We start from the raw sequence: 23,615 nt of genomic DNA on the forward strand, positions 1-23,615 counted from the left end.
CCGGGCCGCCGGCCGCGGCGGCGACGGGCGGCCGGATCGTCGACGGCCGGGACGTGGCGGCCCGGGGCGTGGGCCGCGCGATCAGCCGGCGGTGCCGGCCACGGAGCCCGGCAGCACGTTCTCGACGTAGTCGGCGACCGCCGCGTCGAGCCCCACGTCCTGCTGCCTCTGCTCGGCCAGCAGCCAGCGGTGCTCCAGCACCTCGTGGTAGATCTGGGCCGGGTCGAGCTGGCCGCGCAGGGCCGGCGGCACCGCCCTCACGGTCGGCCGGAACACCTCCCGCACCCAGCGGTGCGCGAGCACCTCGGGCCGGGCGCCGAGCGGATCCCCGGGCGCGTAGTCGTCCTGGGTCGCCATCCAGCTCTCCAGGTCGTTCAGCAGCCGGCGGGCCTGGTTCTCCTCGGTGTCCATGCCGGTCAGCCGCAGCAACTGGCGCTGGTGGTGACCGGCGTCGACGACCTTGGGCACGAACGAGACCGTGTCACCGCCCGGCGAGTGGGTGATCTGCATCTCGGCGACGTCGAAGCCCAGGTCGTGCAGGCGGCGTATGCGGCGCTCGATGTAGTGCCGCTTGTCGGCCGGGTAGACCGACTGCCGGGTCAGCTCGTGCCACAGGCCGCCGTAACGCTCGGCGATGGCCGCTCCGAAGGGGATCGGGTCGATCGACGGGTGCAGGGCCCCGGATGCCTCCAGGTCCATCAGCTCGCCCGAGATGTTCATCCGGGCCAGCTCGATGTCGTACTCCCGCTGGCCGTTGCTCAGCCGCGGCTGGATCTGCCCGGTCTCGGCGTCCACCAGGTAGGCGGCGTACGCGCCGGCGTCCCGCCGGAAGAGGGTGTTGGACAGCGAGCAGTCCCCCCAGGCGAAGCCCGCCAGATGCAGCCGCACGAGCAGCACCGCCAGCGCGTCCATCAGCCGGTTCACGGTGCCCGGGCGCAGTGTGGTCTCGAACATCGCCCGGTACGGCCGCGAGCCCACCAGATGCCGGGTGACGAGCGCCGGCTCCAGCGGCTCGCCGTCCGCGCCGGTGCGGCCGGTGACGACCGCGAGCGCGTCCACGGCGGGGATGCCGAGGCGGTCGAGGTCGCGCAGCAGCTCGTACTCCCGGCGTGCGGCGCGCTCCGGCACCTCCTTGATCGCCACGACCTCGGCACCGGCCTCGGCGAAGCGGACCACGTGCCGTGAGATGCCACGCGGCAGGTCGACCAGGCAGTCCTGCGGCCAGGCGTCGAGCGGCAGCTCCCAGGGCAGGTCGAGCAGCGCGGCGGGATGCTCCGGGTTGGTGGCGCTGATCTGCAGTTCCGGGCGCACGGCGGTCCTCCTCGGTCGCTCGCCCTCCATCATGCGGTGCCGGCCGAGGCGGCGAGGAACTGGGTGGTCGCCAGCTCCGCGTAGAGCCGGTCGCCGGCGACCAGGTCGGTGTGCGTGCCCACGGCCCGCACCCGGCCGGCGTCCATCACCACGATCCGCTCGGCGCTGGTGACCGTCGACAGCCGGTGGGCGACGACGAGCACGGTGGTGCTGCGCGCCACCTCCGCGACGGTGTCGCGCAGGGCCGCCTCGTTGACCGCGTCGAGCTGCGACGTCGCCTCGTCGAGCAGGAGCAGCCGCGGCCTGCGCAGCAGCGCGCGGGCGATCGCGACGCGCTGGCGCTCGCCGCCGGAGAGCTTGGTGCCGCGGTGGCCGACGAGGGTGTCCAGGCCCTGCGGCAGCCGGGCCACCAGGGAGTCGAGGCGGGTGGTCCTCAGTACCGCCCGCACGTCGTCGTCGCCGGCCGCGGCGTTGCCGAGCAGCAGGTTGTCGCGGAGTGAGCCCGAGAGCACGGGGGCGTCCTGCTCCACGTACCCGATGGCGGCCCGCAGAGCGGGTATCTCCCAGCGGGTGACGTCGGCGCCGTCGAGGAGTACGCGCCCTGCGGTCGGCTCGTAGAACCGCTCGATCAGGGAGAACACGGTCGTCTTCCCCGCTCCCGACGGTCCGACGAACGCCGTCATGCCGCGGGGCGGTATCGCGAAGCTGACGCCGTGGTGCACGTACGGCAGGTCGTCGGCGTACCGGAAGCGGACGTCCTCGAAGGCCAGCGACGCCGGCTCGGCGCCCGGCTGCGGCAGCGGCGCGGGCTCCGCGACGGGCTCGGCGGGCAGTTGCTGCGCCTCGCGGATGCGTTCCAGCGCCGCGGCCCCCGTCTGGTACTGCGCGACCGCGCTCACCACCTGCTGGATGGGCGACATCAGATAGAAGACGTAGAGCAGGAAGGCGACCAGTGTGCCGACGTCGATCGACCCGGTCGCCACCCGGGCACCGCCCACCGCCAGCACGGTGATGAACGCAACCTGCATGGACAGCCCCGCCGTGTTCCCGGCCAGGGCCGACCACTTGGCGGCCCGCACGCTCTGCCGCCACGACTCCTCCGCCGCGGCGTGCACCGCCTGCTCCTCGCGGTGCTCCGCGCCGGACGCCTTGATCGTGCGCAACGCGCCGAGGACCCGCTCCAGCGCCGCGCCCATGAGGCCCACGGACTCCGCCGCCCGCTTCGCCGCACGGTTGATGCGCGGCACGATGACGCCGATGACCGTGCCGGCCGCGACGATCACCCCCGCGGTCACCGCGAGCAGCACGGGATCGACGACACCCATCAGCACCAGCGTCGCCACGGCGGTCAGACCGCCGGTGCCCAGCCCGACGAGGGTGTCGGTGGTGACCTCGCGCAGCAGCGTGGAGTCCGACGTCACCCGGGCCATCAGATCCCCGGGCTCCGTGCGGTCCACGGCCGCAATGCGCAGCCGCAGCAGATACGAGCTGAGCCTGCGCCGCGCCGTCAGCACCACCGACTCGGCGGTGCGCCGCAGCACGTACGAACCCAGTGCCCCGACCCCGGCGTTGGCCACGACCAGCACCGACATCACGACCAGCGCCCCGGCGATGGGCCGGTCATGCGACAGGTCGTCGATCAGCGACCGCGCCACCAGCGGCAGCGCAAGTCCCGTGGCGCCCGTCGCCAGGGACAGCAGCGCTCCGGCGAGCAACGCCCAGCGGTGCGGACGCGCGTACGCGAGCAGCATCCGCCAGGGCGGCGTGCCTGCTTCGGGGGTCTCGTCCACGGCCACTGCGCACCTCCGGCGATCTCACCGGGATCCTACGGCCCCGGCCCGACGGCGCCCGGAGTTGTCCACAGGGTCCCGGGCCTCCGCCGCCGCGGGCCCGGACCCGTGGTCCCGCCGGACCCTCGGCGCCTCAGGAGGTGGCGTAGATGTCCCGGTAGTGGCGCAGCGCCCGGCGACGCAGCTCCCCGGCCGGCTCGCCGGCGAAGCGTTCCGGTGCCAGCGCCGCGAGCCCCGCACCCGCCTCCCCGCCGTCCATCGCCTCCGCGAGCGCGAGCGCCGCTCCCGCGGCGTGCGTGACCCAGATCGCCGTCGCCGACCACAGCCCCGGCAGCCCTTCGAACGGGCCGAGCAGCGGCAGGTTGTCCGGGGTCACCGAGAACACCCCGTTGAGACGGACGGCGGGCGTGAAGCGGTGCGCGGGCGGCAGCAGCGCGAGCGCCGCGGCCACGGCCCCGTCGAACGGCTCGCCGGGCCAGGGCTCCTCGGCCCGCACCTTCAGGTCCTCGGCGGCCACCGGCCGGGGTGCGTGGTCATACGTGCCGATCCCGTCCCGGTCACCGTGGTCACGGGCGTAGACGTGGTGCTCGGGCCAGCGCACGAACGGCCCGCGCGGATGCCGCGCCGGTCGCGGGCCGCCGTAGACGTACGGGTGGGACACCGGCGTCAGCGGCAGGTGCACGCCCGCCTGTGCGGCGAGCAGCGGGCCCCAGATCCCGGAGGCGAGCACGGTGTCATCGGCCGGCAGGAGCGTGCCGTCGGCGAGCCACACGCCGTGCACCCGCCCGGCGCGTATCTCCAGTCCCGTCGCCTCCGCCCCGTCGGCGAACTCCGCGCCCAGCGCTTCGGCCCGGCGCCGCTGCACCGCGGTCAGCAGCCCGGCGCGGGCCGTGCCGTCACCGGGGAAGTGCAGCCCGGCCACGGCCGTCTCGGGGTCGACCAGCCGCGGCGCCAGCGCGGCGGCCTCCTCCGGCCCCAGCAGCCGGGAGCCCAGGCCCGCCTCCCCGGCCGCGGCGGCGCGCCTGCGCAGCGTCTCGTACGCCGCGGGCGTGGTGGCGACCTCCAGGCAGCCGGTCTCCTCGAAACCGGCGCCGCCGTCCGCCGCGGGGGAACCGCCCGTCGCGTCGTAGTCGTCCGTGAGTCCCCGGTAGATCCGCACCGTGGTCCGGGCCAGCTCGGTGAGGACCGGGGCCTCGCCGAGCACGCCGACGTAGCCGGGCGCGTGGCCCGTGGACCCGTACAGCCGCCCGGCGGGGGAGCGGTCGAGGACGGTGACCTGGCAGCCGTCCCGTCCGGCCAGCTCCCGGGCCAGCGACGAGCCGACGATGCCGGCCCCGACGATCACGATGCGGCGAGTCATGCGGCGATCGGACCACGCCTGCCGCGCGCGGGGCAACGCCGTCTCACGACCTGGGCACCACGGCCGCCGCGCCGTGACATCGGCCCCGTTTCGCTGGTCAGGGTGGTGACACGGCGGAACGGAGAAAGGCCCCGATGGACGGGCGGGAGTTGCCGCGCGGCGGAGGGAACGGGCGCACCCGGCCCGTGCCGGGAGGGGTTCCGCGGGTACATCTACGGGATCACCGATTCTGCGGCGCTCGCCGGCCGCGACCCGGCACCTGGCCCTCCGGGCCCGGCGGGCGTGCGGCGCGGACGACCCCTGCGGCTCCGCGGACGCGCCCGGCGCGCGCTCTTCCGGCATGTGTGCTCCGAGCGCCACCACGGTCATGGAAGCTCCGGCGGACCGGGGCGTCACCATGCGCCGGAGTGCGGTCGCCGGCACGCATCTCACCGCTTCGCGCGGGAAGGACTTCCAGGCGCTCCACGCGGTGCTCGACCCCGATGTGGTGCTGCGCGCCGATACCGCCGCTCAGCCGTGATCCGCCGCGAACGTCCTCCTCAGCGGCTCCTCGCCGGCCCGTCCGGGGCCGTCCCCGACCGGGACCACCACGTTCACCACCGTGAGCTGCTGCCCGCAGTTCGGGCAGGCGTGCGCGGTGCCGAGGCCCGGCGGCTCCGTGCCCCGGGGAGCCGGCCCCCCGCCCGTCGGGGCGGTGCCGTCGCCCGCCGAGGCGGCCCGCCCGTTGCGGCCGCGCCACCACCGCGCCTTGCACCGCGGGTCGCAGAACCGCCGGTTGGGGCTGGTGCTCGTCCAGGTGAACTCGGTACCGCACTCGGCGCAATACCGGGTCTGGGTGACCATGGGTCCTCCTCGTCCGGCGCGGCTTGGCCGGCGCCTTCGCTCGGGTTTGGTGACAAGTAGATCGGGGGGAGGGTTACTGCGCCGGAACACCTGCTGTAACCGCGGTGCAACCCACGGTCCGCGCGTCGCGTGGTTGAGGTGAGAGCAGGTGCGGGAGGGGAGCGCTGTCACCGCGCTGCAACCTGCCGCCGCGGATGATGGGACCAGCACGGTTGACCGCGTGCGGCCCCGGTGGGCGGGCCGCGGCCCGGCGGAGCGGGCCGGCGGTCGTCCGGCCGGGTTGGCGAGGAAGCGCGGCGCAGATCGGCAGGTGAGGTGCGCAGCATGTCCATGGGAGAGACGCGCGGAACTGGCCCCGTGACGAACCCGTCGGGCCGTGCTTCGGGTCACCCGTCCGCGAGCCAGGGTCCGGCGCCGACGTCCCCGGCTCCGTCCCGTCCCCCCAACCGCCTGTCCGTGAGCGGTCGTTCCACCACCAGGCGTACGGCGCTTTCCCTCCCGCCCGGCCTGCCACTGGCCGAATGGAGCCATCTGGGGCGGCAGATCTTCGTCATCGCGGATTCGTCGGCCTGGTGGCTGGGCGACTGGCTCATCTACGGCAGAAGCCACTACCCGGACCGCTACAAACGCGCGCTCGCCGAGACCACCTTCGATTATCAGACTCTCCGCAACTACGCCTGGGTGGCGGGGAAGTTCCCTCCGCCGAGACGGCGGGACAAGCTCAGCTTTCAGCATCACGCGGAGGTCGCCGGGATGTCCGCGAGCGAGCAGGACGCGTGGCTGACCCGTGCGGAACTGGGCCGGTGGACCCGGAGTGAGCTGCGGAGGCGGATCCGGGCGAGCCGCCGGGTCGGCGCCGAGGGGGCGGGCCCGTCGCTCGTCCAGATGAGCGTCGTGCCGGAGCGCCGGGTGCGGTGGCAGAAGGCGGCCGAGGCCGTTGGTCTGGAACTGATGGAATGGATGGTCCTGATGCTGGACGAGGCGGCAGAGGAGCCCTTTGCGGACGCCTCCGGGTAACCGGCGGGCGGCCGAACGCCGGGGAAGGACGCGATGTCGGTGGACTCAACCTGTTCCTCTCCGTGCGCGATCGGCGGAATGTTCCGCTCCGGTAAGTCCTCGCCGGACTTTCGCGCCTTGTCCCGCCGGCGGGACAAGGCGACGTGTTTCCCGCGGCTTCCCGCCCGCAGAAAAACCTTTCGGTGAATTCGTGACGCACGGGATTCTTGAGGCGCCGCCTATCCGGATTCCCGCCCTCCGCCCCGGTCGAGCTGTGTTTTTGAAGAGTTCCCATGCGCGGCACATGTCAAATGCCTCGTGTGGTGGTGTGCATTCGGTGAGGCGCGGGGTGTCTGATCGTGGGCGGCGCTGTTAGAGTCGATGCCCGAACGGGGGAACATTCGCTCGCTTCGACCGGGAACGAAGCGAGTAGCGGGGGAGAGTTCGCATGGTGTCGACTGCGGGGCCGGGTCCCCGCGTCGATCTGACGCCATTCCGATCAACCTCACTTCCCCCGTGCCGAGAGGCCTGACCTCTCGGCCGCCGATTCAGTTGGCGACCGCATCAGTACGGCTGCGTCAAGGGATTGTTCGAGTTCCGGTAATCGCACAAATGGGTTCGGGTCACGGCCCGGCTCACCGGAAGTTGGATCGGGGAGGAACTGAAGTTGACGTCCGTGCAGGGGAATCTCGATCAGATGCCGGTCGAGGTCGAAGTCCGCAGATTACGGAGAACGGGCTCACCTCGGACTACGGGAGAAGACCGAGAACATGTGAGAGTACTCGCGCAGGCACAGGCCGAACTGCCGCCCATCGTCGTACACCGCGCGACCATGCGCGTCATCGATGGGCTTCATCGACTGCGGGCCGCCGAGCTCCGCGGTCAGGACACCATCGCCGTCCGCTTCTTCGACGGGACCGAGGCGGACGCCTTCGTCCTCGCCGTGGAGGCGAACATCGCCCACGGGCTGCCGCTGAGCATGCCGGACCGGAAGCGGGCCACGAGCAGGATCATCGTGTCGCATCCGCAGTGGTCGGACCGGATGATCGCGTCGGTGACGGGCATCGCCCCGGCCACCGTCGCGGCCATTCGCCGGCGTGAGTCGGCGGACACCGCCACCACCGGCCACCGGGTCGGCCAGGACGGGCGCGTACGCCCCCTCAACGGCAGTGAGGGGCGCAGGATCGCGAGCCGGATGATCACCGAGAATCCCAGCCTGTCGCTGCGGCAGGTCGCCCGGGCCGCGGGGATCTCCCCGGAAACGGTCAGGGATGTCAGAAACCGCATGCGCAGGGGAGAGGGCCCGCTGCCCGTTCCCCGGCAGCGCGGTACGGCGCACATCCCGGGCAGGCCGAAGGCGGTGGCGGTACCTGCGGGCGTCGCGACGACGGCGGCGGCGGTCCGGATAACGGTCGACGACCGTGGCTCGGCGGTGAACCGGCTGAAGGCCGACCCGGCGCTGCGGCTGAGCGAAACCGGCCGGACGCTCCTTCGGCTCCTCAACATCCACACACTCAGTGGCGACCAGTGGGAGGAGATCATCGGCAACGTTCCCGCGCACTGCCGCGGTGTCGTCGCTCAACTGGCGCGCGAATGCGCCGGCATCTGGAAGGACATCGCGATGCGGATGGAACACGAGAGCGCCCGTCCGCTGTGACCGCGGCGCCTTCCGGCCGTCGTGGAGCCACCGCGGAGTATCACGACAGGTGGCACGGCGGAGAAGGTGGGTGAACCCGCCGGTCATGCGGCGCCCGTCCGCGCGCGGCGTGCGTGTCCTCGTGAAGGTGCTGGGATGAGGACACGCACGTCCTTCCGTCGTGCCGGATGACATCTCGCGGTGTCCAACCACTTGAATCAAGCTGTTGGACGGCCCGGGTCCGCCGTCCGGTCGGCCGGCCCGGGCGGCGGCCTCGCGCGGGGAAGTCCGCTGCGCCTACTGCACGGTCCGGGGGCAGTCCCCCGTCGCGACGCGTACGGTGCGCAGGTCGCGGGCGTCCGTGACGCCCGCGCAGCCGGCGAGTCCCATCGAGTCCCGCAACTCGTCCTTCAGCAGCTCCAGCACACGCCGCGCACCCGTCTCGCCCGCCGCAGCCGCCCCCCAGATCAGCGGCCGGCCCACCAGCACCCCGCGGGCGCCGAGCGCGAGGGCACGCAGCACGTCCGTCCCGCCGCGGACACCGCTGTCCATCAGCACGTCGCACCCCCCTCCTACCGCCGCGACGGCATCGGGAAGCGCGTCGATACTGGCCACCGCGCCGTCCAACTGCCGCCCGCCGTGGTTGGACACCACGATCGCGTCCACACCCGACTCCGCCGCGCGTCGTGCGTCCCGGGGGTCGAGCACGCCCTTGAGTATCAACGGCAGCCGGGTGTGCGCCCGCAGTTTCGCCACCGACTCCCACGTGACTGCCGGCGAGAACGCCTCCGCCGTGTGCGCCGCGACCGCGGAGGCGCCGCGGCTGCGCCGGTGGGCCGTGGATTCCGTAGCGGCGAGGAGGGCCGCGTGCACGCCACTCGGCAGTGCGAACCCGTTACGTACGTCCCGCAGCCGACGGCCCATCCACGGCACGTCGACGGTGAGCATGACTGCCGTACAGCCGGCATCTTCCGCCCTGCGCACCAGGTCGAGGGTCCGCACGGTGTCCCGCAGCCAGTAGAGCTGGAACCAGACCGAGCCGCCGGCGTCCGTGATCTCCTCGATCGGCACGCTGCTCAGCGTGCTCGCCGTGAACGGGACGCCCGCCGCGTTGGCCGCGCGTGCCGCCGCCGGCTCGCCCTCGGTGCACACCAGGCGGTGGTACGCCACCGGCGCCACCGCCACCGGCATGGCCACCGGGCGCCCCAGCAGCGTCGACTCCGTCGAGCAGCCCGAGACGTCCCGCAGAGCGCGCGGCACGACGCCCACACGGTCCAGGGCCGCCCTGTTGGCCGCCAGCGTCGCCTCCGCGCCGCTGCCCCCGGCCACGAAGTCCCGTATCCCGGGCGGCAGGACAGCGGCCGCGGCGCGCTCCACGTCGGCGAGCGTGTGGGCCGTGCCGCCGGGGGCGTCAGCGCCGTGACGGCCCACGCCGGCCGGTCCTCTCCAGCTCCACGGCCTCGTACAGCGCCTTGATGTTCGCGCTGCCGAAGGTCTGTGCGCCCTGCCGCTCGATCACCTCGAAGAACAGGGTGTGGCGCGGGTGGGTGGAGGCGGTGAAGATCTGGAACATCTGCCCGTCATGGTCCTCGTCGGCCAGCACGTTCGTCGCCCGCAGGTCCGCCAGCCGCGACCGGCTCAGCGACGGGATGCGCGCGCCGAGCATGTCGTAATAGGAGCCCGGGGTGGCCAGGAAAGCGACCCCGCGATGCGCGAGCGTGCGCACCGAACGCACCGCGTCCGCCGAGGAGAAGGCCAGGTGCTGGACGCCGGAACCCTGGTGGGCCTTGAGGAACTCGTCGATCTGGCCCGGATCCGCGGTCGGATCCGGCTCGATGAGGGTGAGCGTCACCGCGCCCGACCGGCTCTGCACGACCTTCGACTCCATCGCCTGCGAGCCGACGACGATGCGCTCCTCGAAGACGAAGTCGAAACCCAGCGCCTGCTGATAGAAGCCGACCGTGGGATCGAGGCTCCCGGAGTCCAGGCAGACGGCGACGTGGTCGATCTCGTGGAGGCCCACGTCCTCCGCGCGGCCGTCGTCCTCGCGCAGCGCCGGCACGAACCCCGGCGGCAGCCCCGCGCCCGCCCGGGGAGCGCGCTGCACGAGCGTGTGCACCACGTCCCCGAATCCGCCTATCACGGCCGTCACCGCCGGTCCTTCGCCGTCGTGTGCGGTGGGTTCGCGCAGCACTCCGGCACCGCCGGCCGCGGCCGCGTCGAACGCGGCACGCACGTCGGTGGTGCGCAGCGCGATGTCGGCCACGCCGTCGCCGTGTGCCTGGACGTAGCCCGACGCGGGGTGCTGATCGGAGGTGGCCTCGGTGAGCACGAGGGTGATGCGGCCGTGGCGCAGCGCGATGCTGCGGTGCTCCGGTGAGCCGCCGGTGCCGACGACCGAGAAGGCGTACTTGTCGACCCAGTCGAAAGCGGCGGCCTCCAGACTTCCGACGTACATCTCGACGTAGTCGATGGCCGCATCGCCGAACGGAACTCCGGACTCGCTGAAATCATTCATGACTGTCCCCTGGGTCACGAAGTGGCATGCGTTTCCCGGACTGTAGGCGACGGGTCGTGAATCTGGCTACGGACGTCTTTTCTGGACTCCCGTGCTGGTGGTCGCCGACTCCGCTGCATAAACTGTTGCGCCGTTTCCGTTAATGCGGCCCACGGGTTTCGGGCTGGATCTTCCGAGCGCAATCCATCGATCGAGTTCTATGAGCAGAGGATGTCTGGTGATTCGCTCCATAGCCGTCGTGGGCACCGGTCTGATCGGCACCTCCGTGGCCCTGGCCGCCTGCCGCCGGGGAGTGACCGTGTACCTCTCCGACCGCGATGCCACGGCCGCCCGCACCGCCTCCGCACTCGGCGCCGGGCTCGCCGACGAGCCGCCCGGGCCGGTCGACCTGGCCGTCATCGCGGTTCCGCCGAGCAAGGTGGGCGCCGTGCTGGCAGAGGTGCAGCGGCGCGCTCTGGCGCGCGCGTACACCGACGTGGGCAGCGTGAAGACCGTGCCGGAACGGGCCGCGCTGAACGCCGCGCCGCAGCCCGCGCGTTACGTCGGCGGGCACCCGCTGGCCGGCCGCGAACGTTCCGGGCCGCTGGCCGCCCGCGGCACTCTCTTCGAGGGCCGTCCCTGGGTTCTCACGCCGTCGCGGCTCACCTCGCCGGCCACCTTGGAGCGGGGCCGCGGGCTGGCGGAACTGTGCGGCGCGACCCCGCTGGTGATGGCCAGTCACGCCCACGACGACGCCGTCGCGCTGACCTCCCATGTTCCGCACCTGCTGGCCAGCCTGATGGCCGCGCGGCTGCGGGACGACCCCGAGGGTGTGGCCCTGCTGGCCGGTCAGGGGCTGCGCGACGTCACGCGGATCGCCGGCGGCGACTCGCGGCTGTGGGCGGACATCATCGAGACCAACGCGCCGGCGCTCGCCGGGGTCGTACGGGCCGTGCACGCCGACCTCACCCGACTGGTTCCGGCGCTCGAGGCCCTCGCCGGGCACGGGGCCGGGGACCGCGCGGAGGGCCTGCGCACTGTCGTCGACCTGCTCGACCGCGGCATCGCCGGCCTCGGCGCGATTCCGGGGGGAGCCCGCCGGGAACCCCCCGGGCAGACCGCTGCGCTGCGGGCCGCCGTCCCCGGCAGGCCGGGGGAGCTGGGGCGCTTCCTCGGGGCGGTCGCCGCCCTCGGCGCGGACGCGGGAAGCGCGTCGGTGGACACCGCCCCCGCGGGCGGGTTCACGGTACGGTGCCGCGTACACCCGTCCGACGCCTGCCGAATCGCGGCGAAACTCAAGGCCGACGGGTGGGACGTGGACGCCGACGGTGGAGACGCCGAACTCACGCCCGCTCCCCGGTGACCTTTCGTGTTTTTCATATGCGCGTGCGCCGCCGTCCCACCCCGGGAATTGTCCACGCGTGCGCCCGCCGTCCAAGTGTGCAGATTGCTCTCTTGGACGGCGTTGTCGACATGCATGTGGACGTGCTTTTCTATGCGCCGGAAGACGACTCATCAATTGCCTTCGCGTGGGGGAATTCTATGGCTGCTCCGGGCCCCGAAGCACTCGTCGACGACGCCGGGCCGACCGCCCCGGTGCCGGGCGTGCACCCGCTGCGCAAGGCCGAGCTGCACGGCAGCGTGTCCGATCCCGTGCTGGACACGATGAACTTCCTCAACGAGATCACCCTGCGCCACCCCGGCGCGATCTCCTTCGCCCCCGGCCGGCCGTACGACGGGTTCTTCGACACCGAGCAGGTCTTCACGCACCTGCGGAGCTACCTCGACCACCTGGCCGCCCGCGGCGGCACACCGCAGGACATCCGTACCGCGCTCTACCAGTACGGCCCGACGGCCGGTCAGATCCGCGAGATCATCGCCGAGTCGCTCCGCGCCGACGAGGGCATCGACGTGCCGGCGGAGTCCGTCGTCGTGACCGTCGGTGCCCAGGAGGCCATGCTGCTGGCGCTGCGGGCGCTCATCGGCGGTCCCGACGACGTGCTGATGGTCGCCAGCCCGTGCTACGTCGGCATCACGGGCGCCGCCCGGCTGCTCGACATCGCGGTGTGCCCGGTCGAGGAGCGGGAAGACGGCTTCCGCGCCGCCGATCTCGAAGCGGCGGTCCTCGCGGAGAAGGCGCGCGGCCGGCGCCCCCGAGCCTTCTACCTGGTCCCGGACCACTCCAACCCCTCCGGCACCACGCTCACGCCCCGGGGCCGGACGGATCTGCTCGACCTGGCGGCCCGCCACGACCTGCTCATCCTGGAGGACAGCCCCTACCGGCTGGTCAGCCCCGGCCCACCGGCGCCGACGCTGAAGTCGCTCGACCGCGCCCGCCGCGTCGTCCACCTCGGCTCGTACTCCAAGACCGTCTTCCCCGGCGCCCGCGTCGGGTTCGCCGTGGCCGACCAGACCGTCGTCGACGACTCCGGGGCCACCAGCCTGCTCGCCGACGAACTCGCGAAGATCAAGAGCATGGTGACGGTCAACACCCCGTCGCTGAGCCAGGCGGTCGTCGGCGGCGCGCTGCTGGCCGCGCAAGGGCTCGTCTCCGAGCTGAACGCCCGCGCGGCCACGTACTACGGAGACGCGATGCGGGCCATGCTCCAGGCCCTGGACGCGAGCCTGCCCGCCGACCGCAGAAAGGTGCTGGGAGTGCGGTGGAACCGGCCGGAGGGCGGGTTCTTCCTCACCGTGCAGGTGCCGTTCCCCGCCGACGACGCGGCGCTCACCCGCTCCGCCCAGGACTTCGGCGTCATCTGGACGCCGATGAGCCACTTCTATCCCGGCGACGGCGGCGGCCACCGCGCCATCCGGCTCTCCACGAGCTATCTGACCACCGAGGAGATCGACGAGGGCACCGTGCGCCTGGCCCGCTTCATCGAGGCCGAGAGCAGGGCCGGGTGACACCGGCTGCCGGTTTCCTCTCCTCCAACCGTCCGACTCCAGCGGGAAAGGACCGCACGTGAACGGCATCAGCGCAGAACAGCGACCGCGTAGCAAGAAGCGCATGTGGGGGTGGACCTTCCGATGACCACCGGCGTGGAGCGTGCGCAGCTTCTGGATCCCCGGTCCGCGACAGCACAGGTGCCCGGCCCCTACCGGCCGCGCATCCTCGGGGTGGGCACGGCCGCCACTCCCACGTCGTACACGCAGCAGGAGGTGCTCGACGCCTTCGGCATCACCGACCCCAAGATCAGCTCCGTCTTCCTCAACAGCGCGATAGAACGGCGCCATCTGACTCTGCCCGCCCCCGACGTGCACGGCGTCCGGCACTCCGAGCCGCAGGGCGACCTGCTCGACAAGCACAGGGCCATGGCCATCGAGATGGGGGCGGAAGCCCTCCGCGCCTGCCTGAAGAGCGCCGGCCACGAGCTGTCGGACCTGCGCCACCTGTGCTGCGTGACGTCCACCGGCTTCCTCACCCCCGGGCTCAGCGCCCTGCTGATCCGCGACCTGGGCATCGACCGGCACTGCAGCCGCTCCGACATCGTCGGCATGGGCTGCAACGCCGGGCTGAACGCGCTGAACGTCGTCGCCGGCTGGTCGGCCGCGCACCCGGGCGAACTCGCCGTCGTGCTCTGCGCCGAAGCGTGCTCCGCGGCGTACGCGTTCGACGAGACCATGCGCACCGCCGTCGTCAACAGTCTCTTCGGCGACGGCGCCGCCGCCGTCGCGCTCATGTCGGGCGCGCCCGCGCCCGCCCCCGGCGGTGCCCCCGGTCCGGACGTGCTGAAGTTCGCCAGTTGCCTCATCCCCGAGGCGCTGGCGGCGATGCGCTACGACTGGGACCGTGACCAGGACCGGTTCAGCTTCTTCCTCGACCCGCTGATCCCGTACGTCGTCGGCGCCCACGCCGAACTCGTCGTCGACCGGCTGCTGGAGGGCACCGGCCTGCGCCGCAGCGACGTCCGTCACTGGCTGGTGCACTCGGGCGGCAAGAAGGTGATCGACGCCGTCGTCGTCAACCTCGGGCTCACCCGCCACGACGTCCGCCACACGGTCGGCGTGCTGCGCGACTACGGCAACGTCTCGAGCGGCTCGTTCCTGTTCTCGTACGAGCGGCTGCTCGACGAGGACGTCACCCGTCCCGGGGACCACGGTGTGCTCATGACCATGGGCCCGGGCTCGACGATCGAAACGGCGCTGGTCCGATGGTGAGGGCGGAGGATGAGATGAGCGACACGCTCACGCTGGTGATCGACGGGACCGAGCCGCCGACGGCCGCGGCCGTCAGGGCGCTCGGCACGATCTGCGACGAGGCGGAGGACGGCGATGGCACCGCCCTGGTCACGGTGTACGTCACCGGAGTACCGGAGCCGGGCTGGACCGAGGGCCTCGACGTCCAACTGGTCAGCAAGTGGGAGCGGGCGCTGCGCCGGCTCGAACGGCTGCCGGCGGCCACCGTCGCGGTCGCCCGCGGCGACTGCGGCGGCACGGCGCTCGACGCCTTCCTCGCCGCCGACATCCGCATCGCCACCCCCGGCGCGCGACTCATCGTCGCCCGGGACGGGAAGGCGACCTGGCCCGGCATGGCGAGCTACCGGCTCGTCCAGCTCGCCGGCGCCGCCGGCAGCCGCCGGGCCGTGCTTTTCGGTCTGCCCATCGACGCTCCCGAGGCGCAGGAGCTGGGCCTCGTCGACGATCTGGCCGCCGAGCCCGCGAGCGGCGTCGCCGCAGCCGCCGGACTGGTCAGCGGGCTGTCCGGAAAGGAAGTCGCCATCCGCCGGCAGTTGCTCTTCGACGCCACGACGACCAGCTTCGAAGACGCGCTCGGCCGGCACCTCGCCGCCTGCGACCGGTCGTTGCGGGCGGACGCCGCCCGGGTGGCCCCGTGACCGCGGACCTGCGCCCGGCGCGCACACAGGCCGGCTGGCCGGAGGTCGGCGCGGCGCTCGCCCGGGCCGGGGAGAAGATCGCCACGCTCCCGCCGCCGGACGTCCGCACGCCCGCCCAGCGGACCCGCGCCGCCGCGATCCTCGACGAGGCCCGTGCGCTGCGCTCCGCCTTCCTGGACGATCACGCCGACGCCGTCTACGACCGGCTCACCGGCGGCCGCACCCGATCCCTTCGGCTCGCCGACCTGCTCTCCGCCGCAGCCGCCGCCTACCCCGGGCTCGTACCCGGCGCCGGGCAACTGGCTGCGGAGCGCAGCCGGCTCCAGGCGGACAAGGAGGGGCACGAGATCGACCAGGCAATCTTCCTGCGTGCGGTCCTCGCCTCCCCGGTCGCCGGTCCCCACCTGCTCGACGCCATGCTGCTCCCCACACCCCGAGCGCTGGAACTGCTGCCGCGCTTCACCGGGACCGGACGGGTCGACACCCACTCCGTCCGGCTCGAACGGCGCGACGGCGCGGCGTATCTGACGATGCACCGCGACGACTGCCTCAACGCCGAGGACGAGCAGCAGGTCGATGACATGGAGACCGCCGTCGATCTCGCGCTGCTCGACCCGGGCGTCCGGGTCGCCGTCCTGCGCGGCGGTGAGATGACGCATCCGCGCTACCGCGGCAAGCGCGTCTTCAGCGCCGGGATCAACCTCAAGAGCCTGCACGCGGGCGGCATCTCGCTGGTGGGCTTCCTCCTCCGCCGTGAACTGGGCTACCTCCACAAGATCGTCCGGGGGGTGCGCGGCGCGGGCGGCGCATCCTGGCATACCCGTACCGTGGAGAAACCCTGGATCGCGGCGGTCGACACGTTCGCCATCGGCGGCGGCATGCAACTGCTGCTCGTCTGCGACCACGTGCTCGCCGCCTCGGACGCCTACGTGTCGCTGCCGGCCGCCCGCGAAGGCATCGTCCCCGGCGCCGGCAACCTCCGGCTGGGCCGGCACACCGGCCCGCGGATCTCCCGGCAGGTCATCCTGCAGGACCGCCGGCTCCCGGCGACCGACCCCGACGCGCGACTGGTGCTCGACGAGGTGGTCGAGCCGGCGGGGATGGACGACGCGATCGCCGCCGCCGTCGAACGGCTCGGTGGTCCCGCCGTCGTCCCCAACCGGCACATGCTGAACGCCGCCGAAGAGCCGGTGGACGACTTCCGGCGCTACATGGCCGAGTTCGCGCTCCAGCAGGCCGTACGGATCCATGCCGCGGACGTGGTCGGCAAGGCCGGCCGGTTCACACGACGCCCGGCGTGATCGGCGCCCGCGGCAGCCGGTCGTTCCGGCCCCGCGGGCGTACCGCCACCGGGGGAGCCGGGTCGGAAGACCACGGGCCGCAGAAGGAAGCACAGGTCCGACGACGGAAGGAGCCCTTGATGCCGACCGCCGGGATCAACGGGATCACGCTCGGATTCGACGACTACGGAACCGGGCAGCCGGTCGTCATGGTCACCGGCACCGGCGCCCCCGGACGGATCTGGCGCACCCACCAGGTACCCGCCCTCACCGCCGCCGGCCACCGGGTGATCACCGTCGACAACCGCGGCATACTCCCGAGCGCCCCGTGCCCCGAAGGCTTCACCCTTGCCGACATGGCCGCCGACACCGCCGGCCTGATCGAGCACCTGGGCCTCGCCCGGTGCCGGGTCGTCGGCTTCTCCCTCGGCGCGAGCATCGTCCAGGAACTCCTTCTCGCCCGCCCCGAACTGGTGCGGCAGGCCGTCCTCATGGCCCCCACCGGGCGTGCCGACGGCCTGGTCGCGGCCATGACCGCCGCCGAACTCGACCTCTGCGACAGCGGCGTGAAGCTCCCCCCGCGCTACGCCGCGTACGTCAGCGCCCTCCAGAACCTCTCCCCGCAGACGCTGAACGACGAGGCGACGCTGCGCGACTGGCTCGACGTCTTCGAGATGACAGCCATCGACATGTCGGCATTCCGTCGTCAGCTCGAACTGCAGACGATGGAGGACCGGCTCGGTGCGTACTCGCGCATCTCCTGCCCGTGCCTGGTCGTCGGCTTCGGCGACGACCTCGTCATCCGCCCGCACCTGTCGCGTGAGGTCGCCGCAGCCATCCCGGGCGGTGCGTACATCGAGATCCCCGGCTGCGGCCACTACGGCTACCTGGAGAAGCCGGACGCAGTCAACGCGGCCGTCCTCGACTTCTTCGCCGCGGCCCCGGCCTGAGCCCGCCCGCCGGGGCCGGCCACCAGCAGGAGGACCGGCTGGTTCCCGTCCGCCGAAACCGCGCCCTTATGCCGGGCCACGCTAATCTGAAGGCGCTGTGACCGCAGTGTGACGCACGGTGGGGGATCGTCAGTCGTGATGGCCGTTCTCGAACGCCCATCCGCCGCATCCTCACCACGCGCCCGCGAGACCGCCGGCAGGTGCCGCTGATGAGGGTTCTGGTAGTCGAAGACCACGCTGAGCTGGCCGACTCGGTGGCACGGGTACTGCGCCGGGAGGGTATGGCCGTCGATGTCGTGTACGACGGATCCGACGCGCTGGAGCGCACGATGACCGTCGACTACGACGTGGTCGTCCTCGACCGCGACCTCCCGGGCGTCCACGGCGACGACGTATGCAAGGAACTCGTCTCCCAGCCCCACCACGCACGGGTGCTGATGCTCACCGCCTCCGCAACGATCATCGACCGGGTCGAGGGACTGAACCTCGGCGCCGACGACTATCTGCCCAAGCCCTTCGCCTACGCCGAGCTGGTCGCCCGGCTGCGGGCCCTCGCCCGCCGTGCCCAGCCCGCCGTACCCCCCGTGCTGGAGCACGGCGACCTCCGGCTCGACCCCGCCCAGCGCTTCGCCACCCGCGGCGGCGAACGCCTCACGCTCACCCCCAAGGAACTCGCCGTCCTGGAGTGCCTGCTTTCCGCCCAGGGACGGGTGGTCTCGGCGGAGGAACTCCTCGAACGCGTGTGGGACGAGGCGGCCGACCCGTTCACCACCACGGTGAAGACCACGATCAACCGCCTGCGCTCCAAACTCGGTCCGCCCCCGGTGATCGAGACGGTGCCGCGGAGCGGCTACCGGATTTGAGGTGCGCCCATGGGGCCGTCGAGACTGCACCTGGCCGTCCTGAAACGGGTCGGTGCGATGTCCGGGCAGCTCACCCCCCGCCGGGTCCGGGTACGCCTGACCTTCTTGTACGGCTCGCTCTTCGTCCTCTCCGGCGCCGTGCTGCTGGCGATCACGTACCTCCTCGTCGCCCGCCCTTCGGGCGGTCTCGTGACGTTCAAGGACGTGCAGTACGACTCTTCCCAGTCCTCCGCCCAGGCCGAGACCCGCACCTACCGGCTGGACGAGGAGTTCAGCCAGGAGGGCGGCATCGTCGAGGAGATGCGCCAGCAGGCATCCCACCAGCGCGAGGCGATGCTCGACCGGCTGCTCATGCAGTCCGGGCTCGCCCTGGCCATCATGTCCGTCATCGCCATCGGGCTCGGCTGGGTGGTCGCCGGCCGCGTGCTGCGCCCGCTGCGCACCATGACGAGCACCATCCGCCGCATCTCCGCACGGAACCTGCACGAGCGCCTGGCGACCGGAGGGCCGCCCGACGAGCTGAAGGACCTCGCCGACACCGTCAACGGGCTGCTCGGCAGGCTGGAGACGGCGCTCGAATCCCAGAAGACGTTCGTCGCCAATGCCGCCCACGAGCTGCGCACCCCCCTCACCCTGGAACACGCGCTGCTGGAGGAGACCCTCATCGACCGCGGCGCCACGCTCGAATCCTTCCGCGCCAACTTCGAGCGGCTGCTGACGATCAGCAAGCAGCAGGCCGCCCTGCTGGAGTCGCTCCTCACCCTCTCCAGCAGTGACCGGGGTCTGGACAACCCGGAACCTCTCGACCTCGCCGCGCTCACCCACGAGGTCCTCCCGGCCTTCCGGCCAGAGATCGGCCGGCGTGGACTGGAAGTGGAGTCGGTCATCGAACCGGCCCGCATCTCCGGCGACTCCGCCCTCATCCACCGCCTGGTGGCCAACCTCCTCGACAACGCCATCGACTACAACGTTCCGGGCGGCATCGTCGAGATCGCCACCGGTGTACGGGAAGGGGGCGCGTTCCTCTCCGTCCGCAACACCGGCTCCGCAGTGCCGCCGGACCAGGTCGAGCGTCTCTTCAACCCCTTCCAGCGGCTCTGCCGTACCGCCGGTGACGGCCACTACGGGCTCGGCCTGTCGATCGTCCGCTCCATCGCCGCCGCGCACGACGCCACGCTCACCGCCGAGGCCGGAGCCGGAGGCGGGCTCGCCGTGACCGTCGCCTTCCCGCTGCGCGCCGACGGGCCCGGGGAGAACGACCTGACGGCCGGGCCGGCGGTGCCCGGCACCGCGCCCGCCGATGCGTGAGACGCTCCTTTCCGTTTTCACTGAATAACGCCCGTCCAACTGCTGACAATTCACAGTTGGACACCTTCCCGTTGTCCAACCTTGTCGCCTTCTGGCTGCCTGGTTAGTGTGTATTCCGACGTGAAGAGAAGTCACCGACGGGAGCGGACATGGCAAATCCCTTCGACAACGAGAGCGGTACTTTTCTGGTGTTGGTGAACGACGAGAACCAGCATTCACTCTGGCCCTCCTTCGCCGAAGTCCCCGCCGGCTGGAAGTCCGTGTTCGGTGAGGAAAGCCGCAAGGCGTGCATGGACTACATCGAGGAGAACTGGACGGACATGCGCCCGAAGAGCCTGATCGAAGAGATGGACCGGCACGAGCAATCCGCCGCCCGCTAGGACGCCCGGCCCGACGACGAGTACTGGAGGCAATTCGTGGCCATGATTGGCGGCTCCGGGCCGGTCATCATGCGCGCCGGCGGGCCGGATTCGGTCACCAGGCAGGCGGTGAAGAAGGGTACGGCTAAGCGCATCCTTCCCTACACCCGACCGCATGGAATCAGGATTTTCGTGCTGTTCGCAGTCACCGCGCTCAATGCGGGAATCGTGGTCGCCGTTCCCCTTCTCTTCAAGTACCTCATCGACAACGGCATCATGCCGCGTGACACCTCGGTCGTCGTCTGGATCTCCGTGGCCGTCGCGGCCCTGTCGCTCCTACAGACCGTCGTCGGCTTCGCCGAGGCATGGCTCTCCGGCAAGGTCAGCGAAGGGCTCATCTACGACCTGCGCACCGAGGTCTTCGACCACGTGCAGCGCCAGCCGCTCGGCTTCTTCACCCGCGCCCAGACCGGTTCGCTGGTCAGCCGGCTCAACACCGACGTCGTCGGAGCCCAGCAGGCCCTGACATCGCTGCTGTCGACCGTCGTCTCCGCCGGTCTGACCGCGCTCCTGGTGCTGGGCGCGATGTTCTATCTCTCCTGGGCGATCACCCTGATCAGCCTCGTGATGCTTCCCCTGTTCATCCTCCCCGGCAAAGTCGTCGGGCACCGGCTCCAGCGCGTGATGCGCGCACACATGCAGGTCAACGGGGAAATCGGGGCGTTCATGAGCGAGCGGTTCAACGTCACCGGCGCCCTGCTCGCCAAGCTCTACGGCCGGCCCGAGACCGAGAACGGCATGTTCGCCGACCTCGCGGGCAAGGGCCGTGACCTCGGTGTCCGCGCGTCCGTCTATTCCAAGCTGCTGTTCCTGTCGATGATGCTCGTCGGCTCCCTGTCCACCGCCCTGGTCTACGGGCTCGGCGGCGGCCTCGTCATCGAGGGCGTCTTCCAGATCGGCACCCTGGTGGCGCTCGCCACCCTCCTCACCAGGCTGCTCGCGCCCATCAACCAGCTCTCCGGAGCCCAGCGGGACATCCTGATGGCGCTGGTCAGCTTCGACAGGCTCTTCGAGATCCTCGATCTCAAGCCGCTCATCCAGGAGAAGCCGGACGCCCGCCCCCTGCCCACCGTCACCGCGAGCGACGTGGCCGCCAACGGAGCCCACGCGCACGGAGCCGCCGAGCCGCACCGTGCCGAGGCACGCGCGGCCGGCGGCGCGGCTCCGAGTGCGCCGGAGATCGAGTTCTCGGGCGTCTCGTTCCGCTACCCCTCCGCGGCAGACGTCTCCCTCGCCTCGCTGGAGTCCCTGGCCGGCCCCGCGCCTCGGCGCGGCGACGACTCCTGGACCCTGCGCGGCCTGAACTTCACTGCCCCCGCGGGCAAGCTGACCGCACTCGTCGGCCCCTCGGGCGCCGGCAAGACGACCATCACCCACCTGGTGCCGCGGCTCTACGATCCGGTTGAGGGCGTCGTGCGCATCGGCGGCCACGACCTCTGCGACCTCACGCTGGCCTCACTGCGCGACACCGTCGGCATGGTCACCCAGGACGCCCACCTCTTCCACACGACCATCCGCCGGAACCTCCACTACGCCCGCCCGGACGCCACCGAGGCGGACATGATCGATGCCTGCAGAGCGGCCCAGATCTGGAGCCTGATCGAGTCCCTGCCCGACGGCCTCGACACCCTGGTCGGCGACCGCGGCTACCGGATGTCCGGCGGTGAGAAGCAGCGCATCGCCATGGCCCGGCTCCTGCTCAAGGCCCCGCCGATCGTCGTCCTCGACGAGGCGACCGCCCACCTGGACTCCGAGTCCGAGGCGGCGCTGCAGCGGGCCCTCACCACGGCGCTCACGGGCCGGACCTCGCTGGTGATCGCCCACCGCCTCTCCACCATCCGCCACGCGGACCAGATTCTGGTCATCGACCAGGGCCAGGTGCAGGAACACGGCACCCACGACGATCTTCTCGAACTCGACGGCCTCTACGCCGAGTTGTACCGCACCCAGTTCTCCCGCCGGCCGAAAGACGGCGACGCCCCGCTGCCGGAGGCGGCCCCGATGCCGCCGAACGGCCCCATGAGGGACGGTCCGCCACAGGGAATACTCATCGGCCCCGGCCCGGGAATGGGCCCGGGTCCCGGAATGGGCGGGCCCGGCCCCGTCCTGCACGGCCCCGGGCCGCGCTAGACCCCAGGATTACCCAGCACCGGCAGAGGACCCGCAGCGTCGCGCGGTCCGCAATCGCCAGACCGACGTCGCCCGATTGAGCCAGTGGAGACCTCAGTAATGTCTGATTCGCCCAGCCCTGCCCTGCCAGTGGTGCACGTGACCCCGTGCCCCGCCGGCAGCACATGGGACCTCCGTTTCACGGACGGCCTCGATCTCGCGGTGCACCTGGATGTGTCCGGGGCGCAGGCGGCGGCCGTTGCGGCGGGTTTCCTCCACCGAATGACGGGTGACCCGGAAATCGTCGTCGTCATCGAGGGGGAGACGCCCGGGGCCCTGCGTATCGAGGTCGCTCCGGGAAGCACGCTGGCAGGAATCCAGCGGCAGGCTGAGGAATTGCTCCGCTCCCCGGGACACGCGGTCGGGGCGGACGGCGGAGCGATATGCGAGCACGGGGCGGAGTGTGTGGTACTCGCGTCGGCGGCTCCCGCATCGATATCCGGGGCGGGGTCGGCGGCACTGCAACAGATGTTTGTGAGATTCGCGAAGCGTGTGAGCGCCGGAGCGGACGCCCGGGTGGGCTCCGTGGATCTGCTGGGTACGGGGGACCGGGCGTTGGTGGGGCCGGGGTGGAACGAGACACGCCGTGTGGTGCCTTCCGGGTCGGTGCTGGACTGGTTCGAGGAGTGGGTGCGACGGGCGCCGCAGGCGGTGGCGGTGCGGTGTGGGGCGGAGACGCTGTCGTATGCCGCGTTGGATGGGCGGGCGAATCGGCTGGCGCGGTATGTGCGGCGGTGTGGTGTGGGTCGGGAGTCGCGGGTGGGGCTGTGTGTGCCGCGTGGTGTGGAGATGGTCGTGGGGATGCTGGCGGTGTGGAAGGCGGGGGGTGCGTTTGTGCCGCTGGATCCGGCGTATCCGGCGGAGCGGTTGGGGTTCATGGTCGCGGACAGCGAAGCCGCCGTGGTCGTGGGGGCGGCTGAGTCGGCGGCCGGGGCGTCGTTCGGTGATGTGCGGGTGGTGGTGCTGGAAGAGGCTGCGGGGGAGATTGCGGCGGAGTCGGGTGCGCCGGTGGAGCGTCGGGGTGGTCTCGATGAGCTGGCGTATGTGATCTATACGTCCGGGTCGACGGGGCGTCCGAAGGGTGTGGCTGTGCCGCACGGTGGTGCGGCGAATCTGGCGGCGGTGATGCGGCCGGTGCTGGGGGGGGGGGAGGGTGTGACGGCGTTGCAGTTCGCGTCGTTCAGCTTCGACGCTGCCGTCCTTGATGTGACGGTCACGCTGGCGGCGGGTGGGACCTTGGCGGTTGCTTCGGATGAGGAGCGCAAGGAGCCCGCTGCGCTGGCAGAGATGATCCGTGGCTCGGGTGTGTCGGTGGCCAGTGTGGTGCCGTCGCTGCTGAGTGTGCTGGATCCGGC

General features: G+C 71.9%; 20 protein-coding genes. 14 read left to right on the forward strand and 6 right to left on the reverse strand.

Annotated elements, in window-relative coordinates; translation table 11 throughout:
• Nucleotides 1-81 precede the first annotated feature (81 nt).
• The 3 genes from I003_RS0115190 to I003_RS0115200 form a co-directional block, all read right to left on the reverse strand.
• Entirely contained in the window at nt 82-1,311 is a 1,230-nt protein-coding gene (locus I003_RS0115190; protein ID WP_027772306.1) for a DUF4032 domain-containing protein, read from the reverse strand.
• Between the two features lie 29 nt (nt 1,312-1,340).
• The gene (locus tag I003_RS0115195; RefSeq protein WP_486584233.1) at nt 1,341-3,062 is read right to left on the reverse strand and encodes an ABC transporter ATP-binding protein; all 1,722 of its coding nucleotides are present in this window, start codon (nt 3,060-3,062) and stop codon (nt 1,341-1,343) included.
• Nucleotides 3,063-3,234: 172 nt separating this feature from the next.
• Complete coding sequence (locus tag I003_RS0115200) at nt 3,235-4,461, reverse strand: NAD(P)/FAD-dependent oxidoreductase (protein WP_027772308.1); 1,227 nt, start codon at nt 4,459-4,461, stop codon at nt 3,235-3,237.
• Nucleotides 4,462-4,801: 340 nt separating this feature from the next.
• Between I003_RS0115200 and I003_RS36455 the strand changes: the two genes are divergently transcribed.
• The gene (locus tag I003_RS36455; protein WP_199784305.1) at nt 4,802-4,981 is read left to right on the forward strand and encodes a hypothetical protein; all 180 of its coding nucleotides are present in this window, start codon (nt 4,802-4,804) and stop codon (nt 4,979-4,981) included.
• Here I003_RS36455 and I003_RS0115210 read toward each other — a convergent pair.
• Nucleotides 4,972-5,304, reverse strand: coding sequence for a hypothetical protein (locus I003_RS0115210; RefSeq protein ID WP_027772309.1), 333 nt, complete (start codon nt 5,302-5,304; stop codon nt 4,972-4,974). The genes I003_RS36455 and I003_RS0115210 overlap by 10 nt on opposite strands.
• Before the next feature lie 456 nt (nt 5,305-5,760).
• On the opposite strand from I003_RS0115210, the gene I003_RS0115215 reads away from it, so the two are divergent.
• A complete protein-coding gene (locus tag I003_RS0115215; RefSeq protein ID WP_027772310.1) occupies nt 5,761-6,321 on the forward strand; it encodes an LmbU family transcriptional regulator in 561 nt (186 codons plus the stop codon).
• Nucleotides 6,322-7,072: 751 nt separating this feature from the next.
• Nucleotides 7,073-7,957, forward strand: a complete 885-nt coding sequence (locus I003_RS34855; protein ID WP_486584231.1) for a ParB/RepB/Spo0J family partition protein — start codon at nt 7,073-7,075, stop codon at nt 7,955-7,957.
• Nucleotides 7,958-8,233: 276 nt separating this feature from the next.
• On the opposite strand, the gene I003_RS0115225 is transcribed toward I003_RS34855, so the two are convergent.
• Nucleotides 8,234-9,367, reverse strand: coding sequence for an alpha-hydroxy acid oxidase (locus tag I003_RS0115225; RefSeq protein ID WP_027772312.1), 1,134 nt, complete (start codon nt 9,365-9,367; stop codon nt 8,234-8,236).
• Nucleotides 9,348-10,454, reverse strand: coding sequence for a 4-hydroxyphenylpyruvate dioxygenase (gene hppD, locus I003_RS0115230; RefSeq protein WP_027772313.1), 1,107 nt, complete (start codon nt 10,452-10,454; stop codon nt 9,348-9,350). Before hppD ends, I003_RS0115225 begins: the two co-directional genes overlap by 20 nt.
• Before the next feature lie 217 nt (nt 10,455-10,671).
• On the opposite strand from hppD, the gene I003_RS0115235 reads away from it, so the two are divergent.
• From I003_RS0115235 to I003_RS0115285, 11 genes are all read left to right on the forward strand, one after another.
• Entirely contained in the window at nt 10,672-11,796 is a 1,125-nt protein-coding gene (locus tag I003_RS0115235; protein ID WP_037720908.1) for a prephenate dehydrogenase, read from the forward strand.
• A 179-nt stretch (nt 11,797-11,975) separates the two neighbouring features.
• Entirely contained in the window at nt 11,976-13,340 is a 1,365-nt protein-coding gene (locus I003_RS0115240) for an aminotransferase-like domain-containing protein (protein WP_027772315.1), read from the forward strand.
• Between the two features lie 123 nt (nt 13,341-13,463).
• Nucleotides 13,464-14,594 carry a 3,5-dihydroxyphenylacetyl-CoA synthase DpgA gene (gene dpgA / locus I003_RS0115245; protein ID WP_027772316.1) on the forward strand — a complete coding sequence of 377 codons (1,131 nt, stop codon included), beginning with the start codon at nt 13,464-13,466 and terminating at the stop codon, nt 14,592-14,594.
• Nucleotides 14,595-14,608: 14 nt separating this feature from the next.
• Nucleotides 14,609-15,271, forward strand: coding sequence for an enoyl-CoA-hydratase DpgB (gene dpgB, locus I003_RS0115250; RefSeq protein ID WP_027772317.1), 663 nt, complete (start codon nt 14,609-14,611; stop codon nt 15,269-15,271).
• On the forward strand, nt 15,268-16,572 hold the full coding sequence (gene dpgC, locus I003_RS0115255) for a (3,5-dihydroxyphenyl)acetyl-CoA 1,2-dioxygenase DpgC (RefSeq protein WP_027772318.1): 1,305 nt from the start codon (nt 15,268-15,270) through the stop codon (nt 16,570-16,572). The genes dpgB and dpgC overlap by 4 nt, the downstream gene beginning before the upstream one ends.
• A gap of 119 nt (nt 16,573-16,691) precedes the next feature.
• Entirely contained in the window at nt 16,692-17,501 is an 810-nt protein-coding gene (locus I003_RS0115260; RefSeq protein ID WP_027772319.1) for an alpha/beta fold hydrolase, read from the forward strand.
• Between the two features lie 209 nt (nt 17,502-17,710).
• Nucleotides 17,711-18,364, forward strand: a complete 654-nt coding sequence (locus I003_RS0115265) for a response regulator transcription factor (RefSeq protein ID WP_027772320.1) — start codon at nt 17,711-17,713, stop codon at nt 18,362-18,364.
• A gap of 9 nt (nt 18,365-18,373) precedes the next feature.
• The gene (locus tag I003_RS0115270; RefSeq protein ID WP_027772321.1) at nt 18,374-19,672 is read left to right on the forward strand and encodes an ATP-binding protein; all 1,299 of its coding nucleotides are present in this window, start codon (nt 18,374-18,376) and stop codon (nt 19,670-19,672) included.
• 149 nt (nt 19,673-19,821) lie between these two features.
• Nucleotides 19,822-20,052, forward strand: coding sequence for an MbtH family protein (locus I003_RS0115275; protein WP_027772322.1), 231 nt, complete (start codon nt 19,822-19,824; stop codon nt 20,050-20,052).
• Between the two features lie 42 nt (nt 20,053-20,094).
• The gene (locus I003_RS0115280) at nt 20,095-22,221 is read left to right on the forward strand and encodes an ABC transporter ATP-binding protein (RefSeq protein WP_027772323.1); all 2,127 of its coding nucleotides are present in this window, start codon (nt 20,095-20,097) and stop codon (nt 22,219-22,221) included.
• Nucleotides 22,222-22,482: 261 nt separating this feature from the next.
• Nucleotides 22,483-23,615 (forward strand): AMP-binding protein (locus I003_RS0115285; RefSeq protein ID WP_486584232.1); only part of this gene is annotated, 1,133 nt, incomplete at its 3' end.

The organism is Streptomyces sp. CNQ329, assembly GCF_000482585.1.

Coding starts and splice junctions, on each gene's coding strand:
- hppD (WP_027772313.1), bottom strand. CDS start 10,454: ATGAATGATTTCAGCGAGTCCGGAGTTCCGTTCGGCGATGCGGCCATC.
- I003_RS0115270 (WP_027772321.1), top strand. CDS start 18,374: ATGGGGCCGTCGAGACTGCACCTGGCCGTCCTGAAACGGGTCGGTGCG.
- I003_RS0115210 (WP_027772309.1), bottom strand. CDS start 5,304: ATGGTCACCCAGACCCGGTATTGCGCCGAGTGCGGTACCGAGTTCACC.
- I003_RS0115195 (WP_486584233.1), bottom strand. CDS start 3,062: ATGCTGCTCGCGTACGCGCGTCCGCACCGCTGGGCGTTGCTCGCCGGA.
- I003_RS0115260 (WP_027772319.1), top strand. CDS start 16,692: ATGCCGACCGCCGGGATCAACGGGATCACGCTCGGATTCGACGACTAC.
- I003_RS0115275 (WP_027772322.1), top strand. CDS start 19,822: ATGGCAAATCCCTTCGACAACGAGAGCGGTACTTTTCTGGTGTTGGTG.
- dpgA (WP_027772316.1), top strand. CDS start 13,464: ATGACCACCGGCGTGGAGCGTGCGCAGCTTCTGGATCCCCGGTCCGCG.
- I003_RS0115240 (WP_027772315.1), top strand. CDS start 11,976: ATGGCTGCTCCGGGCCCCGAAGCACTCGTCGACGACGCCGGGCCGACC.
- I003_RS0115280 (WP_027772323.1), top strand. CDS start 20,095: ATGATTGGCGGCTCCGGGCCGGTCATCATGCGCGCCGGCGGGCCGGAT.
- I003_RS36455 (WP_199784305.1), top strand. CDS start 4,802: ATGTGTGCTCCGAGCGCCACCACGGTCATGGAAGCTCCGGCGGACCGG.
- I003_RS0115265 (WP_027772320.1), top strand. CDS start 17,711: ATGAGGGTTCTGGTAGTCGAAGACCACGCTGAGCTGGCCGACTCGGTG.
- dpgB (WP_027772317.1), top strand. CDS start 14,609: ATGAGCGACACGCTCACGCTGGTGATCGACGGGACCGAGCCGCCGACG.
- I003_RS0115200 (WP_027772308.1), bottom strand. CDS start 4,461: ATGACTCGCCGCATCGTGATCGTCGGGGCCGGCATCGTCGGCTCGTCG.